This is a genomic window from Amycolatopsis kentuckyensis, from assembly GCF_041679295.1.
In the GTDB taxonomy this organism is placed as follows: Bacteria; Actinomycetota; Actinomycetes; order Mycobacteriales; family Pseudonocardiaceae; genus Amycolatopsis; species Amycolatopsis kentuckyensis_A.
Window position 1 is genome coordinate 278,100 of record NZ_JBGDMD010000010.1, and the last position, 15,738, is coordinate 293,837.

At 72.4% G+C, this 15,738-nt stretch carries 16 protein-coding genes; 13 read left to right on the forward strand and 3 right to left on the reverse strand.

Annotation, left to right across the window (positions count from 1 at the left end; all coding sequences use genetic code 11):
- Positions 1-3: 3 nt before the first annotated feature.
- Genes ACERZO_RS37675 through ACERZO_RS37720 form a run of 10 tightly spaced genes read left to right on the forward strand, consistent with a single transcriptional unit; the run spans position 4 to position 11,012 of the window.
- Positions 4-1,668, forward strand: a complete 1,665-nt coding sequence (locus tag ACERZO_RS37675; RefSeq protein WP_372670678.1) for a peptide ABC transporter substrate-binding protein — start codon at positions 4-6, stop codon at positions 1,666-1,668.
- 56 nt (positions 1,669-1,724) lie between these two features.
- Complete coding sequence (locus ACERZO_RS37680; RefSeq protein ID WP_372670679.1) at positions 1,725-3,050, forward strand: SidA/IucD/PvdA family monooxygenase; 1,326 nt, start codon at positions 1,725-1,727, stop codon at positions 3,048-3,050.
- Complete coding sequence (locus ACERZO_RS37685) at positions 3,047-3,418, forward strand: cupin domain-containing protein (RefSeq protein ID WP_372670680.1); 372 nt, start codon at positions 3,047-3,049, stop codon at positions 3,416-3,418. Before ACERZO_RS37680 ends, ACERZO_RS37685 begins: the two co-directional genes overlap by 4 nt.
- Positions 3,415-4,938 (forward strand): class I tRNA ligase family protein, encoded by a 1,524-nt coding sequence (locus tag ACERZO_RS37690; RefSeq protein WP_372670682.1) that lies wholly within the window; start codon positions 3,415-3,417, stop codon positions 4,936-4,938. The genes ACERZO_RS37685 and ACERZO_RS37690 overlap by 4 nt, the downstream gene beginning before the upstream one ends.
- Positions 4,935-6,410 (forward strand): NAD(P)/FAD-dependent oxidoreductase, encoded by a 1,476-nt coding sequence (locus ACERZO_RS37695; protein WP_372670683.1) that lies wholly within the window; start codon positions 4,935-4,937, stop codon positions 6,408-6,410. Before ACERZO_RS37690 ends, ACERZO_RS37695 begins: the two co-directional genes overlap by 4 nt.
- The gene (locus ACERZO_RS37700; protein WP_372670685.1) at positions 6,407-7,705 is read left to right on the forward strand and encodes an ATP-grasp domain-containing protein; all 1,299 of its coding nucleotides are present in this window, start codon (positions 6,407-6,409) and stop codon (positions 7,703-7,705) included. Before ACERZO_RS37695 ends, ACERZO_RS37700 begins: the two co-directional genes overlap by 4 nt.
- Complete coding sequence (locus tag ACERZO_RS37705; protein ID WP_372670686.1) at positions 7,702-8,043, forward strand: hypothetical protein; 342 nt, start codon at positions 7,702-7,704, stop codon at positions 8,041-8,043. Before ACERZO_RS37700 ends, ACERZO_RS37705 begins: the two co-directional genes overlap by 4 nt.
- Complete coding sequence (locus ACERZO_RS37710; protein ID WP_372670688.1) at positions 8,040-9,386, forward strand: FAD-binding oxidoreductase; 1,347 nt, start codon at positions 8,040-8,042, stop codon at positions 9,384-9,386. Before ACERZO_RS37705 ends, ACERZO_RS37710 begins: the two co-directional genes overlap by 4 nt.
- Positions 9,386-9,904 carry a flavin reductase family protein gene (locus ACERZO_RS37715; protein WP_372670690.1) on the forward strand — a complete coding sequence of 173 codons (519 nt, stop codon included), beginning with the start codon at positions 9,386-9,388 and terminating at the stop codon, positions 9,902-9,904. Before ACERZO_RS37710 ends, ACERZO_RS37715 begins: the two co-directional genes overlap by 1 nt.
- A 58-nt stretch (positions 9,905-9,962) precedes the next feature.
- Positions 9,963-11,012 carry a radical SAM protein gene (locus ACERZO_RS37720; RefSeq protein WP_372670692.1) on the forward strand — a complete coding sequence of 350 codons (1,050 nt, stop codon included), beginning with the start codon at positions 9,963-9,965 and terminating at the stop codon, positions 11,010-11,012.
- Between the two features lie 24 nt (positions 11,013-11,036).
- On the opposite strand, the gene ACERZO_RS37725 is transcribed toward ACERZO_RS37720, so the two are convergent.
- A complete protein-coding gene (locus ACERZO_RS37725) occupies positions 11,037-11,480 on the reverse strand; it encodes a MerR family transcriptional regulator (protein ID WP_372670693.1) in 444 nt (147 codons plus the stop codon).
- Between the two features lie 24 nt (positions 11,481-11,504).
- Here ACERZO_RS37725 and ACERZO_RS37730 point away from each other — a divergent pair, with 24 nt between their 5' ends.
- Complete coding sequence (locus ACERZO_RS37730) at positions 11,505-12,911, forward strand: MFS transporter (RefSeq protein WP_372670695.1); 1,407 nt, start codon at positions 11,505-11,507, stop codon at positions 12,909-12,911.
- Here the strand turns inward: ACERZO_RS37730 and ACERZO_RS37735 are convergent.
- Both ACERZO_RS37735 and ACERZO_RS37740 read right to left on the reverse strand, forming a co-directional pair.
- Complete coding sequence (locus tag ACERZO_RS37735) at positions 12,886-13,170, reverse strand: MoaD/ThiS family protein (RefSeq protein ID WP_372670697.1); 285 nt, start codon at positions 13,168-13,170, stop codon at positions 12,886-12,888. The two genes, ACERZO_RS37730 and ACERZO_RS37735, sit on opposite strands and share 26 nt — an antisense overlap.
- Before the next feature lie 2 nt (positions 13,171-13,172).
- Positions 13,173-14,255, reverse strand: a complete 1,083-nt coding sequence (locus ACERZO_RS37740) for a WD40/YVTN/BNR-like repeat-containing protein (RefSeq protein WP_372670699.1) — start codon at positions 14,253-14,255, stop codon at positions 13,173-13,175.
- Between the two features lie 165 nt (positions 14,256-14,420).
- On the opposite strand from ACERZO_RS37740, the gene ACERZO_RS37745 reads away from it, so the two are divergent.
- Positions 14,421-14,792: a YciI family protein gene (locus ACERZO_RS37745; RefSeq protein ID WP_372670700.1), complete on the forward strand. Its 372-nt coding sequence runs from the start codon at positions 14,421-14,423 to the stop codon at positions 14,790-14,792.
- Positions 14,793-14,843: 51 nt separating this feature from the next.
- Positions 14,844-15,668: an NAD(P)H-binding protein gene (locus ACERZO_RS37750; protein WP_372670702.1), complete on the forward strand. Its 825-nt coding sequence runs from the start codon at positions 14,844-14,846 to the stop codon at positions 15,666-15,668.
- The last annotated feature ends 70 nt before the right edge of the window (positions 15,669-15,738 follow it).

The following is a 15,738-nucleotide window of genomic DNA, read 5'->3' on the forward strand; positions in this document are numbered from 1 at the left end:
CCCATGCGAAAGCTCCGGGCCGCCGTGTGCGCGGCCGCCGTGCTGGCCGTGACGCTCAGCGCGTGCAGCACCCCGAGCGGCCCCACCGCCGCTCCGTCGCCGGACGGCGCCGCCGCGCCCGCCGCGGCGAACATCGACCGCGACGCGGTCATCAGCTACAGCGAGACCGAACCGGCCAACCCGCTGGTGCCGGGCAACACGACCGAGGTCGGCGGGATCAGCGTGCTGGGCACGCTCTTCCGCGGCCTGATCGAGTACGACGCCAAGACGGCCGCCCCGCACAACGCCGTCGCGGACTCGGTCACCACGACCGACTCCAAGGTGTGGACGATCAAGCTCAAGGACGGCTGGACGTTCCACGACGGTACGCCCGTTACGGCCAAGAGCTTCGTGGACGCGTGGAACTACACCGCGTATTCCCCGAACCTGATGGCGGGTGCCAGCTACTTCTCGCACGTCGTCGGCTTCGCGCAGGTCAACAACGCGACCGCGGACGGCAAGCAGCCGGCCACCCTGCCGGCCGCCAAGGAGCTGTCAGGCTTGAAGGTTGTCGACGACAAGACGTTCACGGTCACCCTCGACGCGCCCTTCTCGGAGTTCGGCGTCCAGCTCGGCTACGCCGCCTTCTTCCCGCTGCCCGCGAGCTTCTTCGCCGACCGCAAGGCGTTCGAGGCGCACCCCGTCGGCAACGGGCCGTTCGAGTTCGACTCGTACACGCCGGGCAAGGACCTCGTCGTCAAGCGGTTCGACGGCTTCGCCGGCGCGCAGAAGCCGAACATCGGCGGCATCGACTTCCGCTTCTACACCGACCTGGACAAGGCGTACGCCGACGTCCTCGCGAACAAGCTCGACTTCCTGTCGTTCACGCCGTGGACGTCCACCCAGGGCGGCAAGATCAAGAAGGACCTGCCCGACGACCGGCGCAAGACCTACACCTACCTCGGCTACCAGGCGATCGCGTTCCCGCTGTTCGACAAGCGCTACGACAGCCCGCAGTTCCGCCAGGCGATCTCCATGGCCATCGACCGGAAGGCCCTGATCCAGCAGGTGTTCAACGGTGGCCGCACGCCGGCCGACGGCCTGGTCGCCCCGAACGTCCAGGGCCACCTGGACAACCAGTGCGGCGAGCTGTGCACCTACCAGCCGCAGAAGGCCAAGCAGCTGTTCGACGCATCCGGCTTCCAGGGTGACATCGAGCTGACGTCGAACATCGACTCCGGCAACCAGGAGTGGATGGAGGTCATCTGCCGCCAGATCCAGGCCTCGCTGGGCCACACCTGCAAGTTCACCCCGCAGACGACGCTCGGCGACTTCCGCAAGCAGCTCAACAACCGGACCGTCACGGGCATCTACCGCTCGGCGTGGGTCGCGGACTACCCGTCGATCGAGAACTTCCTCAACCCGCTGTTCCGCACCGGTGCCGCGTCCAACGTCGGCCAGTACTCGAACGCGAAGGTCGACGCCCTGCTCCAGCAGGCCGACGCCGCTCCTTCGCAGCAGCAGGGCCAGGCGCTCTACCAGCAGGCCGAAAAGCTCGTCCTGCAGGACATGCCGACCATCCCGATCTGGTGGCAGTCCGGCACCGCCGCCTGGGCGTCGCGGCTGCACAACGTCCAGCCCACCCAGTTCCGCGAGCTCGACCTCTTCAGCGTCACCGTCAGCAAGTAGCTCCCCGCGGCGCGCCGCGACCCGGCGCGCCGCGGGTCGATCCGGAGGAAACAGAGATGACTGTCCACGAAGTGGATGTCCTGATGATCGGGGCCGGCCCGGCGAACCTCGCGCTGGCCGTCGCCCTCGAGGAGTGCGGCCGGTCCGGCGTGGCCGGCGGCGCGATGATCCTCGAACAGCACGAAGACGTGAAGTGGCAGCGGAACCTGATGCTGCCGTGGGCGCGCAGCCAGGTGTCCTATGTGAAGGACCTGGTGACCCTGCGCAACCCGCGCAGCCGCTTCTCCTTCCTCAACTTCATGCACGAGCGCGGCGAGCTCGACGAGTTCGTCAACCTCGGCACGTTCAACCCGTTCCGCTGGCAGATCTCGGCGTACCTGCAGTGGGTCGCCGACTCGCTGGAGCGGGTGCAGGTGCGCTACAACGCCCGCGCCGAGCGGGTCCTGCCGATCCACTCGGAGTCGGGCCAGGTGCTCGGGTTCACCGTTCCGCTGTCGGACGGCGACACGATCCTCTGCCGCGACCTGGTCGTCGGCGGCGGCCGCGACGCCCACGTGCCCGAGGTGTTCCGGGGGCTGCCGGCCGAGCGGGTCGTGCACAGCACCGAGTTCAGCACCCGGGTCGCTTCGACGGTCGGGCTGGCCCGCCCGGGCAAGCCGCTGCGGCCGGTCGTCGTCGGGGGCGCCCAGAGCGCGGCCGAGATGTTCATGGCCCTGCACCAGGAGGCGCCGGGTTCCTCCCCGACGCTGCTGCTGCGCGCGATCGCCCTGAAGGACTACCAGACCAGCAAGTTCGTCAACGAGCTGTTCTTCCCGTCCTTTGTGGACGAGTTCTTCACGATGTCCGAGGTGGCGCGGGAGAGGGTGCTCGCGGAGATGCACCTGACCAACTATGGCGGCCTGGCCGCGCCGTTCCTCGAAGAGCTGTACACCATGATCTACAAGCAGAAGATGCTCGGGAAGCCGGTTTCGACGGTCCGCGGCTCCGCCGACGTCGTCCGCGCCCGGGCCGACGGCGACGAGATCGTGCTCGACGTCCGCGACCTCAAGCACGACACGGTCGAGCGGATCCGCTGCGACGCGGTGTTCCTCGGCACCGGCTTCGACCCGCGGATGCCGGCGATGGTCCGCGGCCTGGCCGACGCGATCGGCCTGGACGGGATCTCGGTGAACCGGCAGTACCGCGCCGACCTCGGCGCCGGCGCCCACGGCGCGCTGTACCTGCAGGGCGTCAACGAGGCGACGCACGGCATCTCCGACTCCTTGATCAGCGTGCTGGCCCAGCGGTCGGCCGAGATCGCCGGCGACATCGTCGAACGGCGCGGCACCGGTCCCGGCGAGGACCGTCGCCGTTCCGGCGAGTCCGTGGTGGTGGCGGTATGATCGACGTCCGCCCCCTCGACCGCACCAACCTGGAACGCGCGTACGGGCTCGACTCCCAGCGGCTGCTGCCGTGGCCGGAGCTCAACGCGCCGTTCGAAGGCGCCTGGTGCGTCCTGCGCCCGCACACCACGTCCACCGCGCACTCCCACCACGAGTACGAGATCTTCATCGCGCTGTCCGGCGTCGCCACGCTGGTCGTCGACGGCGTCCGGCACCCGTTCGCCGCCGGCGACATCGTCCGGCTGCCGCCCGGCTCGACCCATTGCGTCACCAACGAAGGCGACAAGGACTTCGAGTACTACGGCGTCTGGTGGGACACCGAGATGTCCGCGCAGTTCACGGCCCGCCACGAAGCAGGCGTGTCATGAGCGCCCGGACGGTCGTCATCTCGCCCGCCCCGACGGCGAACGGCGACCTGCACCTCGGGCACATCGCCGGCCCGTTCCTGGCCGCCGACGTCCACGCCCGCTACGCCCGGTCGGTGGGCCGGGAAGTGTTGCTGGGCACGGGGTTCCAGGACACGTCGACGTTCGTGGTGACGACCGCTTCCCGCCGGGGCGTCACCCCGGAGGAGCTGGTGGCCACGTCGGCGGCGCAGATCGCCGCCAGCCTGGCCGCGATGGGCATCAGCGTCGACGGCTACACCGGCGACGACGACCGGTTCACCAAGTGGGTCGTCGACTTCGTCGCCCGGCTGCACTCGGCGGGGAAGCTGGAACTGCGCACGATGAAGTTCCCGTACTCGCCGAAGTCGGGACAGTTCCTCGTGGACGGTTTCGCGTCCGGCAGCTGCCCGGAGTGCCTGGCCGACTGCTGCGCGGGGCTCTGCGAGAGCTGCGGGCAGCTGGTGGCCGCGGGCGACCTGCTGGACGTCCGGTCCACTTTGGACCCGACGGATCCGGTGGAGCTGCGCGAGGCCGACGTGCTCGTGCTGCCGGTCGAGCGGTACCGGGCCGGGTTGCAGGCGCACTTCGCGGCGCACGCGTCGGGCATGCGGCCGCACATGGCGCAGGCGATGGCCGCGATGCTGGCGCGGCCGTTGCCGGACTTCCCGGTGACGTACCCGACGTCGTGGGGGATCGAGGTGCCGTTCCCGGAGGTCGCCGGGCAGCGGGTCAACCCCAACGCCGAGCCGATGGCGTGGAGCATGCACGCCACGGCGTTGTCGGCGGGCTCGTCTTCGGAAGACGAGCTGTGGCTGGCCGGCGCGGGTTCGGAGGTCGTGTACTTCCTCGGGTTCGACAACATCTACCCGTTCGCGATCGCCGGGCCGGCGATGCTGCTGGCGCTGGACGGCCGCTACGACCTGCCGGCGCGGTACCTGACCAACGAGTTCTACGAGCTGGACCACCGCAAGTTCTCGACCAGCCGCGGGCACGTGGTGTGGAGCCGCGAGCTGGCGGCCGAGGTGCCGCGGGACCTGATCCGCTTCCACCTGGCGGCGACGAGTCCCGAGCACCAGCGGACGAGCTTCAGCCGCGACGCGCTGGCGCGGGTGACGTCCGCGCGGCTCGTCGAGCCGTGGAACCGGGTGGCGGACAAGGTGAACCGGTTCGTCGGGCTGGGTCCGTTGCCGGTGTCGTCGCGGTCGCGACGGGCTGCTTCGCGGATGGCTTCGCGGTTCGCCGAGTCGTACGAGCTGGACGGGTTCAGCTTGAACCGCGCGGCGGAGACGATCACCGAGCAGCTGGCTCGGTTGGCCGCCCGCCCGGTGACCGGGGCGGACGCGGGTGACTTCTGCTTCGAGGTCGACCGGTTGGTGCGCGGTGCCGCGCCGATCCTCGTGGATCTGGCGGAGCGGGTGCTGGGGGAGGACGCGGGGGTGGACGCGGAGTCGTTCACGCCGGCCGCCCTGCCGCGGCTGAGGGAAGCGGAGGCCGGCCGATGACCGCCGGCACCGTGCCCCGCACGGACCTCGCCGCGAGCGCCGGCCGGGGCGACCTCGGCCGCGCCCGCGCGAGCCTCACCGCACAGACTGCGGGCGGCGACGTCCGGCTGGGCGCGGGTGACTCCGCGGCCGGCCCGGGCGGGGCCCGCGCGAGCCTCGCCGCACCCGCCGCCGGTCTCGCCGCCGGCACCGGGCAAGCGTCGCCCGCCGGCGATGTCCTGCTGGGCACGGCCGCGCCCAGCCCGGGCGAGGCTCATGCCGGCCTCGCCACGCCCGCCGCCGGTCTCGCCGCCGGCACCGGGCAAGCGTCGCCCGCCGCCGATGTCCTGCTGGGTGCCGCCGCGGCCGCGCCCGGCCTGGGCGCTGCCTCTCGTGCCGGCCGGCCCCCTCGCACCCGTCGTGGCGCCCTCCGCGTCGTGGTCGTCGGGGCCGGGATCACCGGGCTGCTCACCGCCATCCGCAGCGTCCTCGCCGGGCACCGCGTCGTCCTGCTCGAACGCGGGCCCGTCCCGCACCCCGGCGCCACCTCCTTCGACCAGCACCGCGCACTGCGGGCCCTGGTCGTCGGGGATCGCGTCGCCACGCGGAAGGCCGCCGAGCTGCACCGGCGGTGGCGGGAACTCGACGCCCTGCTCTGCGACCACCTGCCCGGGGCCGGCCTCTACCGGCGCGTCGGCGTCCTCCAGGCGCTGCCGCCCGGGCAGGTCCCCGCCGCCGTCGGTACCGCGAGCGCCGCCGGGGTGCCCATCCGGATCGTGCACCCCTCGGCCTACCCGCTCCTCGGGTTCCCGCGGGGCAGCGGCGCGGTGTTCGAACCGCACGCCGGGACGCTGCTCGCCGACCGCGTCCTGCATGCGGCGGCGCGCTGGCTGCGCCACCACCCGGACGCCGAGCTGCGGCCCGGCCGGGAAGCGGTCGGCATCGACGCCGACCGGGCGGAAGTCCACCTGGCCGACGGCACCTCCGTGGCCGGTGACGTCGTGCTCGTCGCCACCGGGCCGTGGACCGGGGCCCTGGTCGACGCGCCGGTCGCGCTGCACCGCCAGACCATGGTGTACCTGCGCCCGCCCGCCGCGCTCGCCCACGCCTGGGCGGCGACGCCCACCGCGGGCGGCCTCGGCACCGACGGCCGGGCCTGGCTGCTGCCTTCGGTCGCCGGGACCCTGCTCAAGGTGAGCACCGACGCCGTCCGGCGCGAGGTGACCACCCTGGCCGGCCCCGACGACGACGCGGGCTGGGCGGCGCGCGTCCTCGCCGCCGGCGTCGTGTCCGATGTGGACGGTTACGACGTCGTCCGCGTCAAGCACTGCCACTACGCCACCGCCGAAGGGGGCGACACCGGTTTCGTCCGCGTCGGTCCCGCCGCGTGGGCCCGGCCCGCCAGCGGCCCCGACGGCTTCCGCACCGCCCCGCTCGCCGCGGACGCGGTCGTCGCCGCTCTCGCATCTTCGACCCGAAGGGATCTTCGATGACCACCAACCCGGGCGCGCTGCTCGTCATCGGCAGCGGCCTCAAGCTCTACCGCGAATACCTCGTCAAGTCCGTCGCCGAGCGGGCCCGCGAAGCCGGGCTGCGGCTCGTCCTGATCAACAACCTCAAGCCGACCTGGCAGCACGAGTACTTCGACGACATCACCGTGGTCAACGTCTTCGACCACGCGCTGCTCGCCGAAACCGCCCGCGAGCTGGCCAAGAACTACTCCGTGGCCGGCGTCCTCTGCTGGGACGAGCCGCTGGTCATGCCCGCGGCCGAGCTGGCCGCCGAGTTCGGCGTGCCGGGCCTGAGCATTCCCGGCGTGCACGGCTGCCGCGACAAGCACAGCTGCCGCGTCCGGCTCACCGCCGCCGGCCTGCCGCAGCCGGGCTTCCACCTCGCCGTGGACCTCGACGACGCCCGCGCGGCGGTCGCCCGCATCGGCTTCCCGGTGGTCGTCAAGCCGCGCGCGCTCGGCGCCAGCATGGGCGTCTCCCTCGCCCGGGACGCGGCGGAGTTCGACGCCGCCTACCGCGTCGCCCACGAGGCCAGCCTCGTCGGCGACGAGCCCTACCGCGGCGGCGCGATCATCGAAGGCTTCGCCGACGGCCCCGAGATCAGCATCGACGGCGCCGTCCACAAGGGCGAGTACCTGCCGATGTTCATCGCCCGCAAGAGCACCGGGATGCCGCCGTTCTTCGAGGAGACGGGCCACGTCGTCGACGCGGGCGACCCGCTGCTGCACGACGAAGAACTGCTGCGCGTCCTCGCCGACGCCCACCGCGTGCTCGGCATCGAGAACGGAATCACCCACACCGAAGTCCGGCTGACCGCCCGCGGCCCGGTGATCATCGAGGTCAACGGCCGCCTCGGCGGCGACCTGATCCCGTTCCTCGGCAAGACGGCCACCGGCATCGACCCGGGCAGCGTGCTGTTCGACGTCGCCACCGGCCAGCGCCCGGACGTCACCCCGACGCGCGCCGGCGTCGCGGGCATCCGCTTCGGCTACCCGTACCACGACTGCGTCGTGCACTCGGTCGAGGTCCCCTGGGAAGCGGAAGGCCTGGTCACCGCGTCGCCGATGGTCGAGCCGGGCACCACGCTGCGGCTGCCGCCCGGCGGCTACATCGCGCGCCACTCGTTCGTCGTGTGCCAGGCGCAGGACGCCGAGACGTGCCGGCGGCGGCTGGCGCACGCGGCCTCGCTCGTCGAGGTCGAGGCCGTCGAGATCGAGCCCCCGCCCACCGGCACCACCCTGGCGATGCCGGCCGGACTCCTGGACGTGGACGAATGAGCATCAGTTACGACGGCCGCCGGTTCCAGAGCCTCGGCGGCGGCGACGGCACGTACGCGGAGTACCGCCAGCAGGGCGACCTGGTGTGGGCCGAGTTCGAGGGCGGGCACGTCCTGCGCGGCACGGTGACCGGCACCTGCGACCCCGCCGGGGTCCTGCGGCTGGCCTACACGATGGTGCTGCGCGGCGGCGAGGTGATCGCCGGGCACAGCACCAACACCCCCCAGTGGCACGGCGGCACGCTCGTCCTGCGCGAAGTCTGGGAGCGCTACGGCGAGCACGCGGCCACCGGCGTCTCCTACCTCGAAGAGGTTTCGCTGGAGATGAGCGCGTCATGACCAGCTGGGACGCCCTGCGCGGCCTGGGCGAACTCCGGTTCCCCGGCGACCCCGGCTTCGCGGCCGTGGCGCCGGTGAACCGGCGGTTCGCCGCCACCCGCCCGGCGGCGGTGCTCGCCGTCCACCGTGCCGAGGCCGTCGCCCAGGCGATCGCCTGGGCCCGGACGGAGTCGGTGCCGCTCACCGTCCGCGGCGGCGGGCACAGCTACGCGGGCCACTCGACGGGCCCCGGCCTGGTGCTGGACCTGCGACGGCTGTCCGGCATCCGCGTCGACCGCGGCACCGGGCTGGTCACCGTCGGCGGCGCGACGCCGATGAAGGCGCTGTACGCGGGGTTGCGGCCGTGGGACCTGACGTTCCCGCTCGGCAACTCCGACACCGTCGGCATCGGCGGCCTCACCCTCGGCGGCGGCGTCACGACGATCTCCCGCGCGCACGGCCTGACGTGCGACGCGCTGGTCTCGACCGACGTCGTGCTCGCTTCGGGCGAGGTCGTCACGGCGTCCGCCACCGAGAACCCGGACCTGTTCTGGGCCTGCCGCGGCGGCGGAGGCGGTCACTTCGGCGTCAACACGAGCTTCACGTTCCAGGCGCGCCCGGCCCCGACGGGCTCGACGTGCGTGGTGCTCTGGGCGTGGCCGCACGCGGTCGAGGTCCTGGCCGCGATGCAGGAGATCATGCCGGCCGCACCGGCGGAGTTCTCCGCGCGGATCGGCATCGCGCGCTCGGCGGGCGACGACGGCGTCGTCTCCGTGGTCGGTCACCACCTCGGGCCGGCCTCGGAACTGCGTGAGCTGCTGGCTCCCGCCTTCGCCGCCGCGGCCCCGGATCGCGCCGACATCGAGGACCGCGATTTCTGGGACGCGGCGAGGTTCCTGCACCACAGCAGCGAAGGCGGCGCGTTCGCCGTCCGCACGCGGTGCACGCCGCACGCGCTCGCCGACGAGGGCTTGGAAGCGCTCGTCCGGGCCGTCGAGAAGTGGCCGGGCAGCGGCAACCCCGACGGCGCCGGGGCCGCGTTGTTCGCGTGGGGCGGGGAAATCTCGCGCGTTCCCGTCGCGGACACCGCGTTCCCGCACCGGGACACGAAGTTCCTGCTGAGCCTGGACACGTCGTGGACCGAGCGGGACGCCCCCGGCGTCGTCGCGGCGAACCTGGACTGGCTGCACGCGCTGCACGCCGAGACGGGCGAGTTCGCGCCGGACGCCTCCTACGTCAACTTCACCGATCCGGACCTCGAGGACTGGCGCGGCGCCTACTACGGGCCGAACGCCGCCCGGCTCGCCGAGGTCAAGCACCGGTACGACCCCGGCCGGTTCTTCTCGTCCCCCCAGGAGTTGTGATGGCTCCCGATCTCCGTGGCGCGATGCGCGCCTTCGCGACCGGCGTGTGCGTCGCCACGACGTACCGCGACACCCCCGGCGGCCGGCGGCACGACGCCGTCACCGTCAACTCCCTCGGGTCGATTTCCCTGGACCCGCCGCTGGTTTCGCTGGCGTTCCGGCGCGAATCCGCGTTCCTCGGGGACCTCCTGGCGACCGGCCGCTGGGTGGTGTCGATCCTGCCGGCGGACGCGCGCGACGTCGCCCGCCGGTTCGCCGGCCCGCGCGCTACCCGAGTTGTCGCCGGCTTGCCGGCGAAACCGGGGGAGCGGACGGGCGCGCTCGTGCTCGACGGCGCGAGCTGGCTGGAGTGCGCGCTGGCCGAGAAGTTCGACCTGGGCGACCACACGCTGGTCGTCGGCGAGGTGCTGGCGACTGGCCACGAACGGCAGGCGCCGGCGCTGGTGTTCGTGCACGGCGGCTACCACTCGATCACCGACCCGAGGCAGGGGCCGGGGCTCTGGGGTGAGGCGCTCTGACGGGTCATGTCCGAATCTGGCTAGCCCGGGCTCAGGCGGCTCGGGCATGCTCGGCCGGGTGAACGAAGACGTGCTGCGCTGGAGCGGCCAGCGCACGGACCGGGTCGACGAGGGGACGCTGCCGGGCCTGGCCCGCCTGACGGGGTTCGTGCGCAGCGTCCGGACGCCGGAGTTCCGCGGCGTGACGTTCCACGAGGTGCTGGCGAAGAGCGCGTTGAACCACGTCCCGGCGGACGCCCGGATGCTGCCGGACGAGTACACGATCAACCCTTATCGCGGTTGCACGCACGCTTGTCAGTATTGCTTCGCGCGGCCGACGCACACGCGTCTCGGGTTGAACGTCGCCGGCGACTTCGACAACGAGGTGATCGTCAAGACGAACATCGTGGAGGTGCTGCGGGGCGAGCTGGCGCGCAAGCGGAAGCTGCCACCGCGGGTGGCGTTCGGCACGAACACGGACGTGTACCAGCGCGCGGAGGGCCGGTACGAGCTGATGCCGGGCATCATCAGCGCGTTGACCGGGCACCGGGTGCCGTTCTCGATCCTGACGAAGGGGCCGTTGATCCGCCGGGACCTGCCGCTGCTGGTGCGCGCGTCCCAGGCGACGACGGTGCATTTGGGCGTGTCGCTGTCGATGCTGGACGAGGAGCTGCAGCAGTCGGTGGAGTTCGGCACGGCGACGACCTCGGCCCGGCTGGCGACGGTCCGCGCGATCCGGGAGGCGGGGCTGGAGTGCACGGTGTTCCTGTCGCCGATCCTGCCGCACTTGTCGGATTCCACCGCGCAGCTGGAGGAGTTGGTGTCGGCCGTGGCTTCGGCGGGGGCGACGGATGTGCTGTACCACCCGTTGTTCTTGTCTTCGGCGGTCAAGGACGTGTTCTTCGCTTGGCTGCGGGAGGCGCACCCGTCGTTGGTGGATTCGTACGTGAGGCTGTATTCGTCGGGTTCGGAGACGGGGTACCGGCACGAGATCGGGGCCCGGATCCGGCCGTTGATCGCGAAGTACGGGTTTCCGGAGCCGAGCAAGGAGATCGAGGACAAGTTCGCGCTGAACGGCCGACGCGGTCAGCCCCCGGCCCCGGAACCCACCCAGGCGACGCTCTTCTGACGCTCGTGAGTGAGAAACAGTGTTCTAACCCTGTTTCTCACTCACGACCCCCGGCGCCCACAAGCCGTCCGCGTCGCCTGCCTCCAGCCGACCCCGGTACACGCCGATCTTCCGGTCGATCAGCTTCAAGTTCTCCTGCAGCTCCGCCAACCGGTCCAGCACATCCGCCCGGTGCGCCTCCAGCAACTCCAGCCGCTCCTGCTCGTTCCCCCGCCCCGCGCAAACCAGCTCCGCATACCGCCGGATCAGCTTGATCGGCATCCCCGTCGCCCGGAGCTTGGTGCAGATCTTGATCCAGTCCAGGTCCAGCTTCCGGTACCGCCGACGGCCACCCGACGTGCGGTCCACCCGCGTGACCACCAGGCCCGCTCGCTCGTAATACCGCAACGTGTGCGCGCTGACGCCGGTGCGGCGGGCCGCCTCGGCGATCGTCAGGCCGGCCTCGGGGATCGAGTTGACTTCGAGCACGCTCTAAATCCTAGCGTCGATCCCATGAACGTTCCGTCCTCGCGCCGCCCCGCGCTCGTGCTGGCCATCTGCTGCGCCAGCATCGTCGTCGTGGTGATGGACATCTCCATCGTCACCGTCGCCCTGCCGTCGGTCCGGCGGGACCTCGGCGCGTCCGTCTCCGGTCTACAGTGGACAGTCGACGCCTACACGCTCGTGCTCGCCGGGTTCCTCGTGCTCGCCGGGTCGACCGCCGACCGGTTCGGGCGCAAACGCGTCTTCCTCACCGGCCTCACCGTCTTCGGCCTCGGCTCCCTGCTCTGCAGCGTCGCCCCGGGCATCGGCTGGCTCATCGCCGCCCGCGCGCTCCAGGCCGTCGGCGGCACCATGCTCAACCCCGTCGCGCTCGCCATCGTCGTCACCGTCTACCCGCTGCCCGCCGAGCGTGCCCGCGCGATCGGTGTGTTCGGGTCGATGTCCGGCCTGGCGCTCGCCCTCGGGCCGATCCTCGGCGGCGCCCTCGTCGACGCGCTGGGCTGGCGGGCCGTCTTCTGGGTCAACGTCCCGATCGTCGTCGTCGCCATCGCGGCCACCCTCAAATTCGTCCCCGAATCCCGGGCGGCCCGCGGCCGCCGGTTCGACCCGGTCGGGCAGGTGCTCGTGGTCCTCGCGCTCGGCAGCGTCGTCGCGGCCATCATCGAGGCCCGCGCGCTGGGCTGGACGTCGCCGGTGATCCTCGGCCTGCTGGCCCTCGCCGCGCTCGCCGTGGCCGCGCTCCTGCGGTACGAGCCGCGCCGCGCCGACCCGCTGCTCGAACTGCGCCTCTTCCGCAGCGTGGCGTTCAGCGGCGCGATCGTCACGGCGCTGTTGGCGCTCTGCGGGTTCGGCGTCTTCCTCTTCGTCACCACGCAGTACCTGCAGGACACCCGCGGCCTGACGGCGTTGACGGCCGGGCTCTGCCTGCTCCCGGTCGGCGTGCTCGTTGTCGTCTTGTCCCCGCGGACCGGACGGCTGGTCGGCACGCGCGGCCCACGGCTGCCGCTGGTCGTCGCCGGGATCGCGCTCGCCCTCGGCGGCGTGACGTCGGCGTGGCTCGGCCCGGCCACGCCGCTGCCTCTCGTCCTGACCGTCTACCTGCTGTTCGGCGTCTTCCTCGGCACGGTCAACCCGCCGATCACCAACACCGCCGTCTCCGGGATGCCGGGCTCGATGGCCGGGGTGGCCGGGTCGCTGGCCTCGGCCGGCCGCCAGACCGGCACGACCCTCGGCGTCGCGCTCGCCGGGACCCTCGGCACGGGACCCGGCGTGTGGTGGCTGGTCGCCGCCCTCGGCGCCGGTGTCTTCGCCCTCGCCCTCGTCAGCACGGGCGAGCGGGCGGCCGCCACCGGCCGGCGTGCCGCCGCGCTGTTCGCCGAGGTGGAAGGAGTCAGCCTCCGGCGACCGACGGGATGATCTGCACCTCGCCGCGATCGCGCAACGCCGTCGACGGCCCGTCGAGCCGGCGGCACTCCTCGCCGTCGACGTAGAAGTTGACGTACCGGCGCAGGCCCGCCTGCTCGTCGCGCAGCCGCCGTTCCAGCGCCGGGTACCGGTGCGCGAGCTCGTCCAGCAGCGCCCCGAGCGTGGCCGCGCCGTCGAGCTCGACCTCCAGCCGGGACTCGCCGCCTGTCTTCGCCCGCAGCGGCCCGGGCACCAGCACCGTGATCCGCACGGTCACACCGTCGCGGCGCGGACGCTCAGCACGTCCGGCAGGTGCGAAACGACCAGCTGCCAGCTGTCGCCGTCGTCGCGGCTGGCGTAGACGTCGCCGGTCCGGGAGCCGAAGTAGATCCCGGCGGGGTCGGCGTCGTCGGCGCACATCGCGTCGCGCATCACCCCGGCCCAGTACCCGTCCGGCAGGCCGGAACCCACGGCCTCCCACGACTTCCCGGCGTCCTCGCTGCGGTACACCCGGCACCGGCCCTCCGGCGGGAACCGCATGACGTCGGCGGTCAGCGGGAACGTGTAGATCACCTCGGGCCGGTGCGGGTGGACGACCATCGGGAAGCCGAAGTCGCTGGGCAGGCCGTCGGCGATGGACTGCCAGCTGGCCCCGCCGTCGTCGCTGCGGTAGACGCCGTGGTGCACCTGCGCGAAGAGCCGCTCCGGCGCGCTCGGGTGCATCGCGACCTTGTGCACGCAGTGGCCGTACTCGGGGTACGGGTCGGGCACGTGCACCGCCTTGATCCCGGTGTTGCTCGCGTGCCAGGACGCGCCGCCGTCCTCGGTGCGGTAGACGCCGCCGGTCGACATCGCCACGGTGACGCGCCCGGGCTCGACCGGGTCGGGGAGGACGGTGTGGATGGCCTTGCCGCCCCCGCCGGGCGTCCAGTGCTCGCGGTGCGGGTGGTCCCACAGGCCGCGGACCAGCTCGTAGGTGCGGCCGCCGTCGTCCGAGCGGAACAGCGCGGACGGCTCGGTGCCGGCGTAGACGACGTCCGGCTCGCTCGGCGGCCCGGGCACCAGCTGCCAGGCCCGGACGAGGGATTCGGCGGTGTCGGGCGGGAACGCGATCGGGGCGTGGTCAGGCTCGTCCCAGGTCGCGCCGAGGTCGTCGCTGGTGGCCACGCTCGGCCCGTAGTGCTCGCTGGTGACCCCGGCGAGCAGCCTCGGCGTGGACCGGCGCGTGTCGATGCCGACCGCGTAGACCTCGGTCATCGGGTGGTGCGGCCCGGTCACCTCCCAGTCCGCCCGGCCGGCCGTGGCGGTCGCCAGCCACAGTCCCTTGCGCGTCCCGATCGCGAGCACGACAGCCATCCGGCACCTTCCCCTCAGAGTGACCGGTGTCACAGTACTCTGCCGGAAAAATCTCCGGGGAAAAATGTCGAGCGCCGCGCGCGGCCGATCGACGCGGGGGTGAAGGCCGGACAGCGCGCCCGGGACGACCCGGGCCCCGGCCGACGAGAACCAGGGAGCAAGGCCATGCGTTTCCTCATGATGCACCGGATCGACGAGAACGACCCGGCGGCGTGGAACCCGACGCCGGAGTTCATGCAGAAGATGGGCGGGTTCATCCAGGAGGCGGCCGAGAAGGGCGTCCTGATCACCGCCGAGGGCGTGCACCAGACCGACAAGGGCGCGCTGGTCCGCAAGCCGCGCGGCGCGGCCGTCCGCGTCACCGACGGGCCGTTCGCCGAGGCCAAGGAGGTCATCGGTGGGTTCGCGCTGATCAACGCCGCCGACCGCGCGGAGGCGGTCGAGTTCGCCAAGCGGTACGTGGACCTGTTCGACCTCGAGATCGAGGTGGAGATCCGCCAGGTCGTCGAGTTCGACGACCTCCCGGCGCAGGACTGACGGCCGCCGGTGGCGCTAGGCTCGCCGGGAACCGTCTCTGGGGGTGGAGCGATGTTCCTGGTCACCGGCGCCACCGGCAACGTCGGCGCGGAAGTGGTCACGGCACTGGCGAAAGCCGGCGAGCCGGTCCGGGCGCTGGTGCGCCGGCCGGACGTCGTGCTCCCGGCCGGCGCCGAGGCCGTTGCCGGCGATTTGAACGATCCCGCGAGTCTCGAGGACGCGCTGAAGGGCGTCGACGGGATCTTCCTGCTGCCCGGCTACCACGACATGCCCGGCATGCTGGCGCGGGCGCGCGAGGCGGGCGTCCGCCGGATCGTGCTGCTCTCCGGCGGCTCGGCCGCGCTCGAAAACCCGGACAACGCGGTTTCGGCGTACCTGACGCTGGCCGAACGCGCGGTGCGGGATTCAGGCCTGGACTGGACGTTCCTGCGGCCGCGCGCGTTCATGGCGAACGCGCTGCGCTGGCTGCCGCAGCTGCGCGCCGGCGACACCGTCCGCGCGCAGTTCCCGCACGTGGCGGCCGCGTGCGTCGACCCGGCGGACATCGCCGCGGTGGCGGCGCTCGCGCTCGCGGGCGGCCACGAAGGGCGGATCCACGAGCTGACCGGACCGGTGGCGCTGCGCCCCGCCGACCAGGTCGCGGTGCTGGCCGGGGTGCTCGGCCGGAACCTGGAGTTCGTGGGGCTGTCGAACGAGGAGACGCGCGCCGAGCTGGAAGCGAGCATGCCGCGCGAGTACGTCGAAGCGTTCTGGGACTTCTACGTCGGCGGGACGCTCGACGAGGCGACGGTGCACCCCACGGTGGCCGAGGTGACGGGCCGGCCCGCCCGCACGTTCACCGACTGGGCCGAGGCGCACGCGGACGCGTTTTCCTGACAGGTCCCGGACAGTTCGGGCAGGCCGTTGTGCTTCGCCGGTCGTCACGCCAAGGTGGATCCGGCGTCGG

What these genes read in the sequence shown, in the direction of transcription:
- ACERZO_RS37705 (WP_372670686.1), top strand. Translation starts at nt 7,702, where the DNA reads ATGAGCATCAGTTACGACGGCCGCCGGTTCCAGAGCCTCGGCGGCGGC.
- ACERZO_RS37730 (WP_372670695.1), top strand. Translation starts at nt 11,505, where the DNA reads ATGAACGTTCCGTCCTCGCGCCGCCCCGCGCTCGTGCTGGCCATCTGC.
- ACERZO_RS37685 (WP_372670680.1), top strand. Translation starts at nt 3,047, where the DNA reads ATGATCGACGTCCGCCCCCTCGACCGCACCAACCTGGAACGCGCGTAC.
- ACERZO_RS37690 (WP_372670682.1), top strand. Translation starts at nt 3,415, where the DNA reads ATGAGCGCCCGGACGGTCGTCATCTCGCCCGCCCCGACGGCGAACGGC.
- ACERZO_RS37745 (WP_372670700.1), top strand. Translation starts at nt 14,421, where the DNA reads ATGCGTTTCCTCATGATGCACCGGATCGACGAGAACGACCCGGCGGCG.
- ACERZO_RS37740 (WP_372670699.1), bottom strand. Translation starts at nt 14,255, where the DNA reads ATGGCTGTCGTGCTCGCGATCGGGACGCGCAAGGGACTGTGGCTGGCG.
- ACERZO_RS37715 (WP_372670690.1), top strand. Translation starts at nt 9,386, where the DNA reads ATGGCTCCCGATCTCCGTGGCGCGATGCGCGCCTTCGCGACCGGCGTG.
- ACERZO_RS37750 (WP_372670702.1), top strand. Translation starts at nt 14,844, where the DNA reads ATGTTCCTGGTCACCGGCGCCACCGGCAACGTCGGCGCGGAAGTGGTC.
- ACERZO_RS37700 (WP_372670685.1), top strand. Translation starts at nt 6,407, where the DNA reads ATGACCACCAACCCGGGCGCGCTGCTCGTCATCGGCAGCGGCCTCAAG.
- ACERZO_RS37675 (WP_372670678.1), top strand. Translation starts at nt 4, where the DNA reads ATGCGAAAGCTCCGGGCCGCCGTGTGCGCGGCCGCCGTGCTGGCCGTG.
- ACERZO_RS37695 (WP_372670683.1), top strand. Translation starts at nt 4,935, where the DNA reads ATGACCGCCGGCACCGTGCCCCGCACGGACCTCGCCGCGAGCGCCGGC.
- ACERZO_RS37680 (WP_372670679.1), top strand. Translation starts at nt 1,725, where the DNA reads ATGACTGTCCACGAAGTGGATGTCCTGATGATCGGGGCCGGCCCGGCG.
- ACERZO_RS37710 (WP_372670688.1), top strand. Translation starts at nt 8,040, where the DNA reads ATGACCAGCTGGGACGCCCTGCGCGGCCTGGGCGAACTCCGGTTCCCC.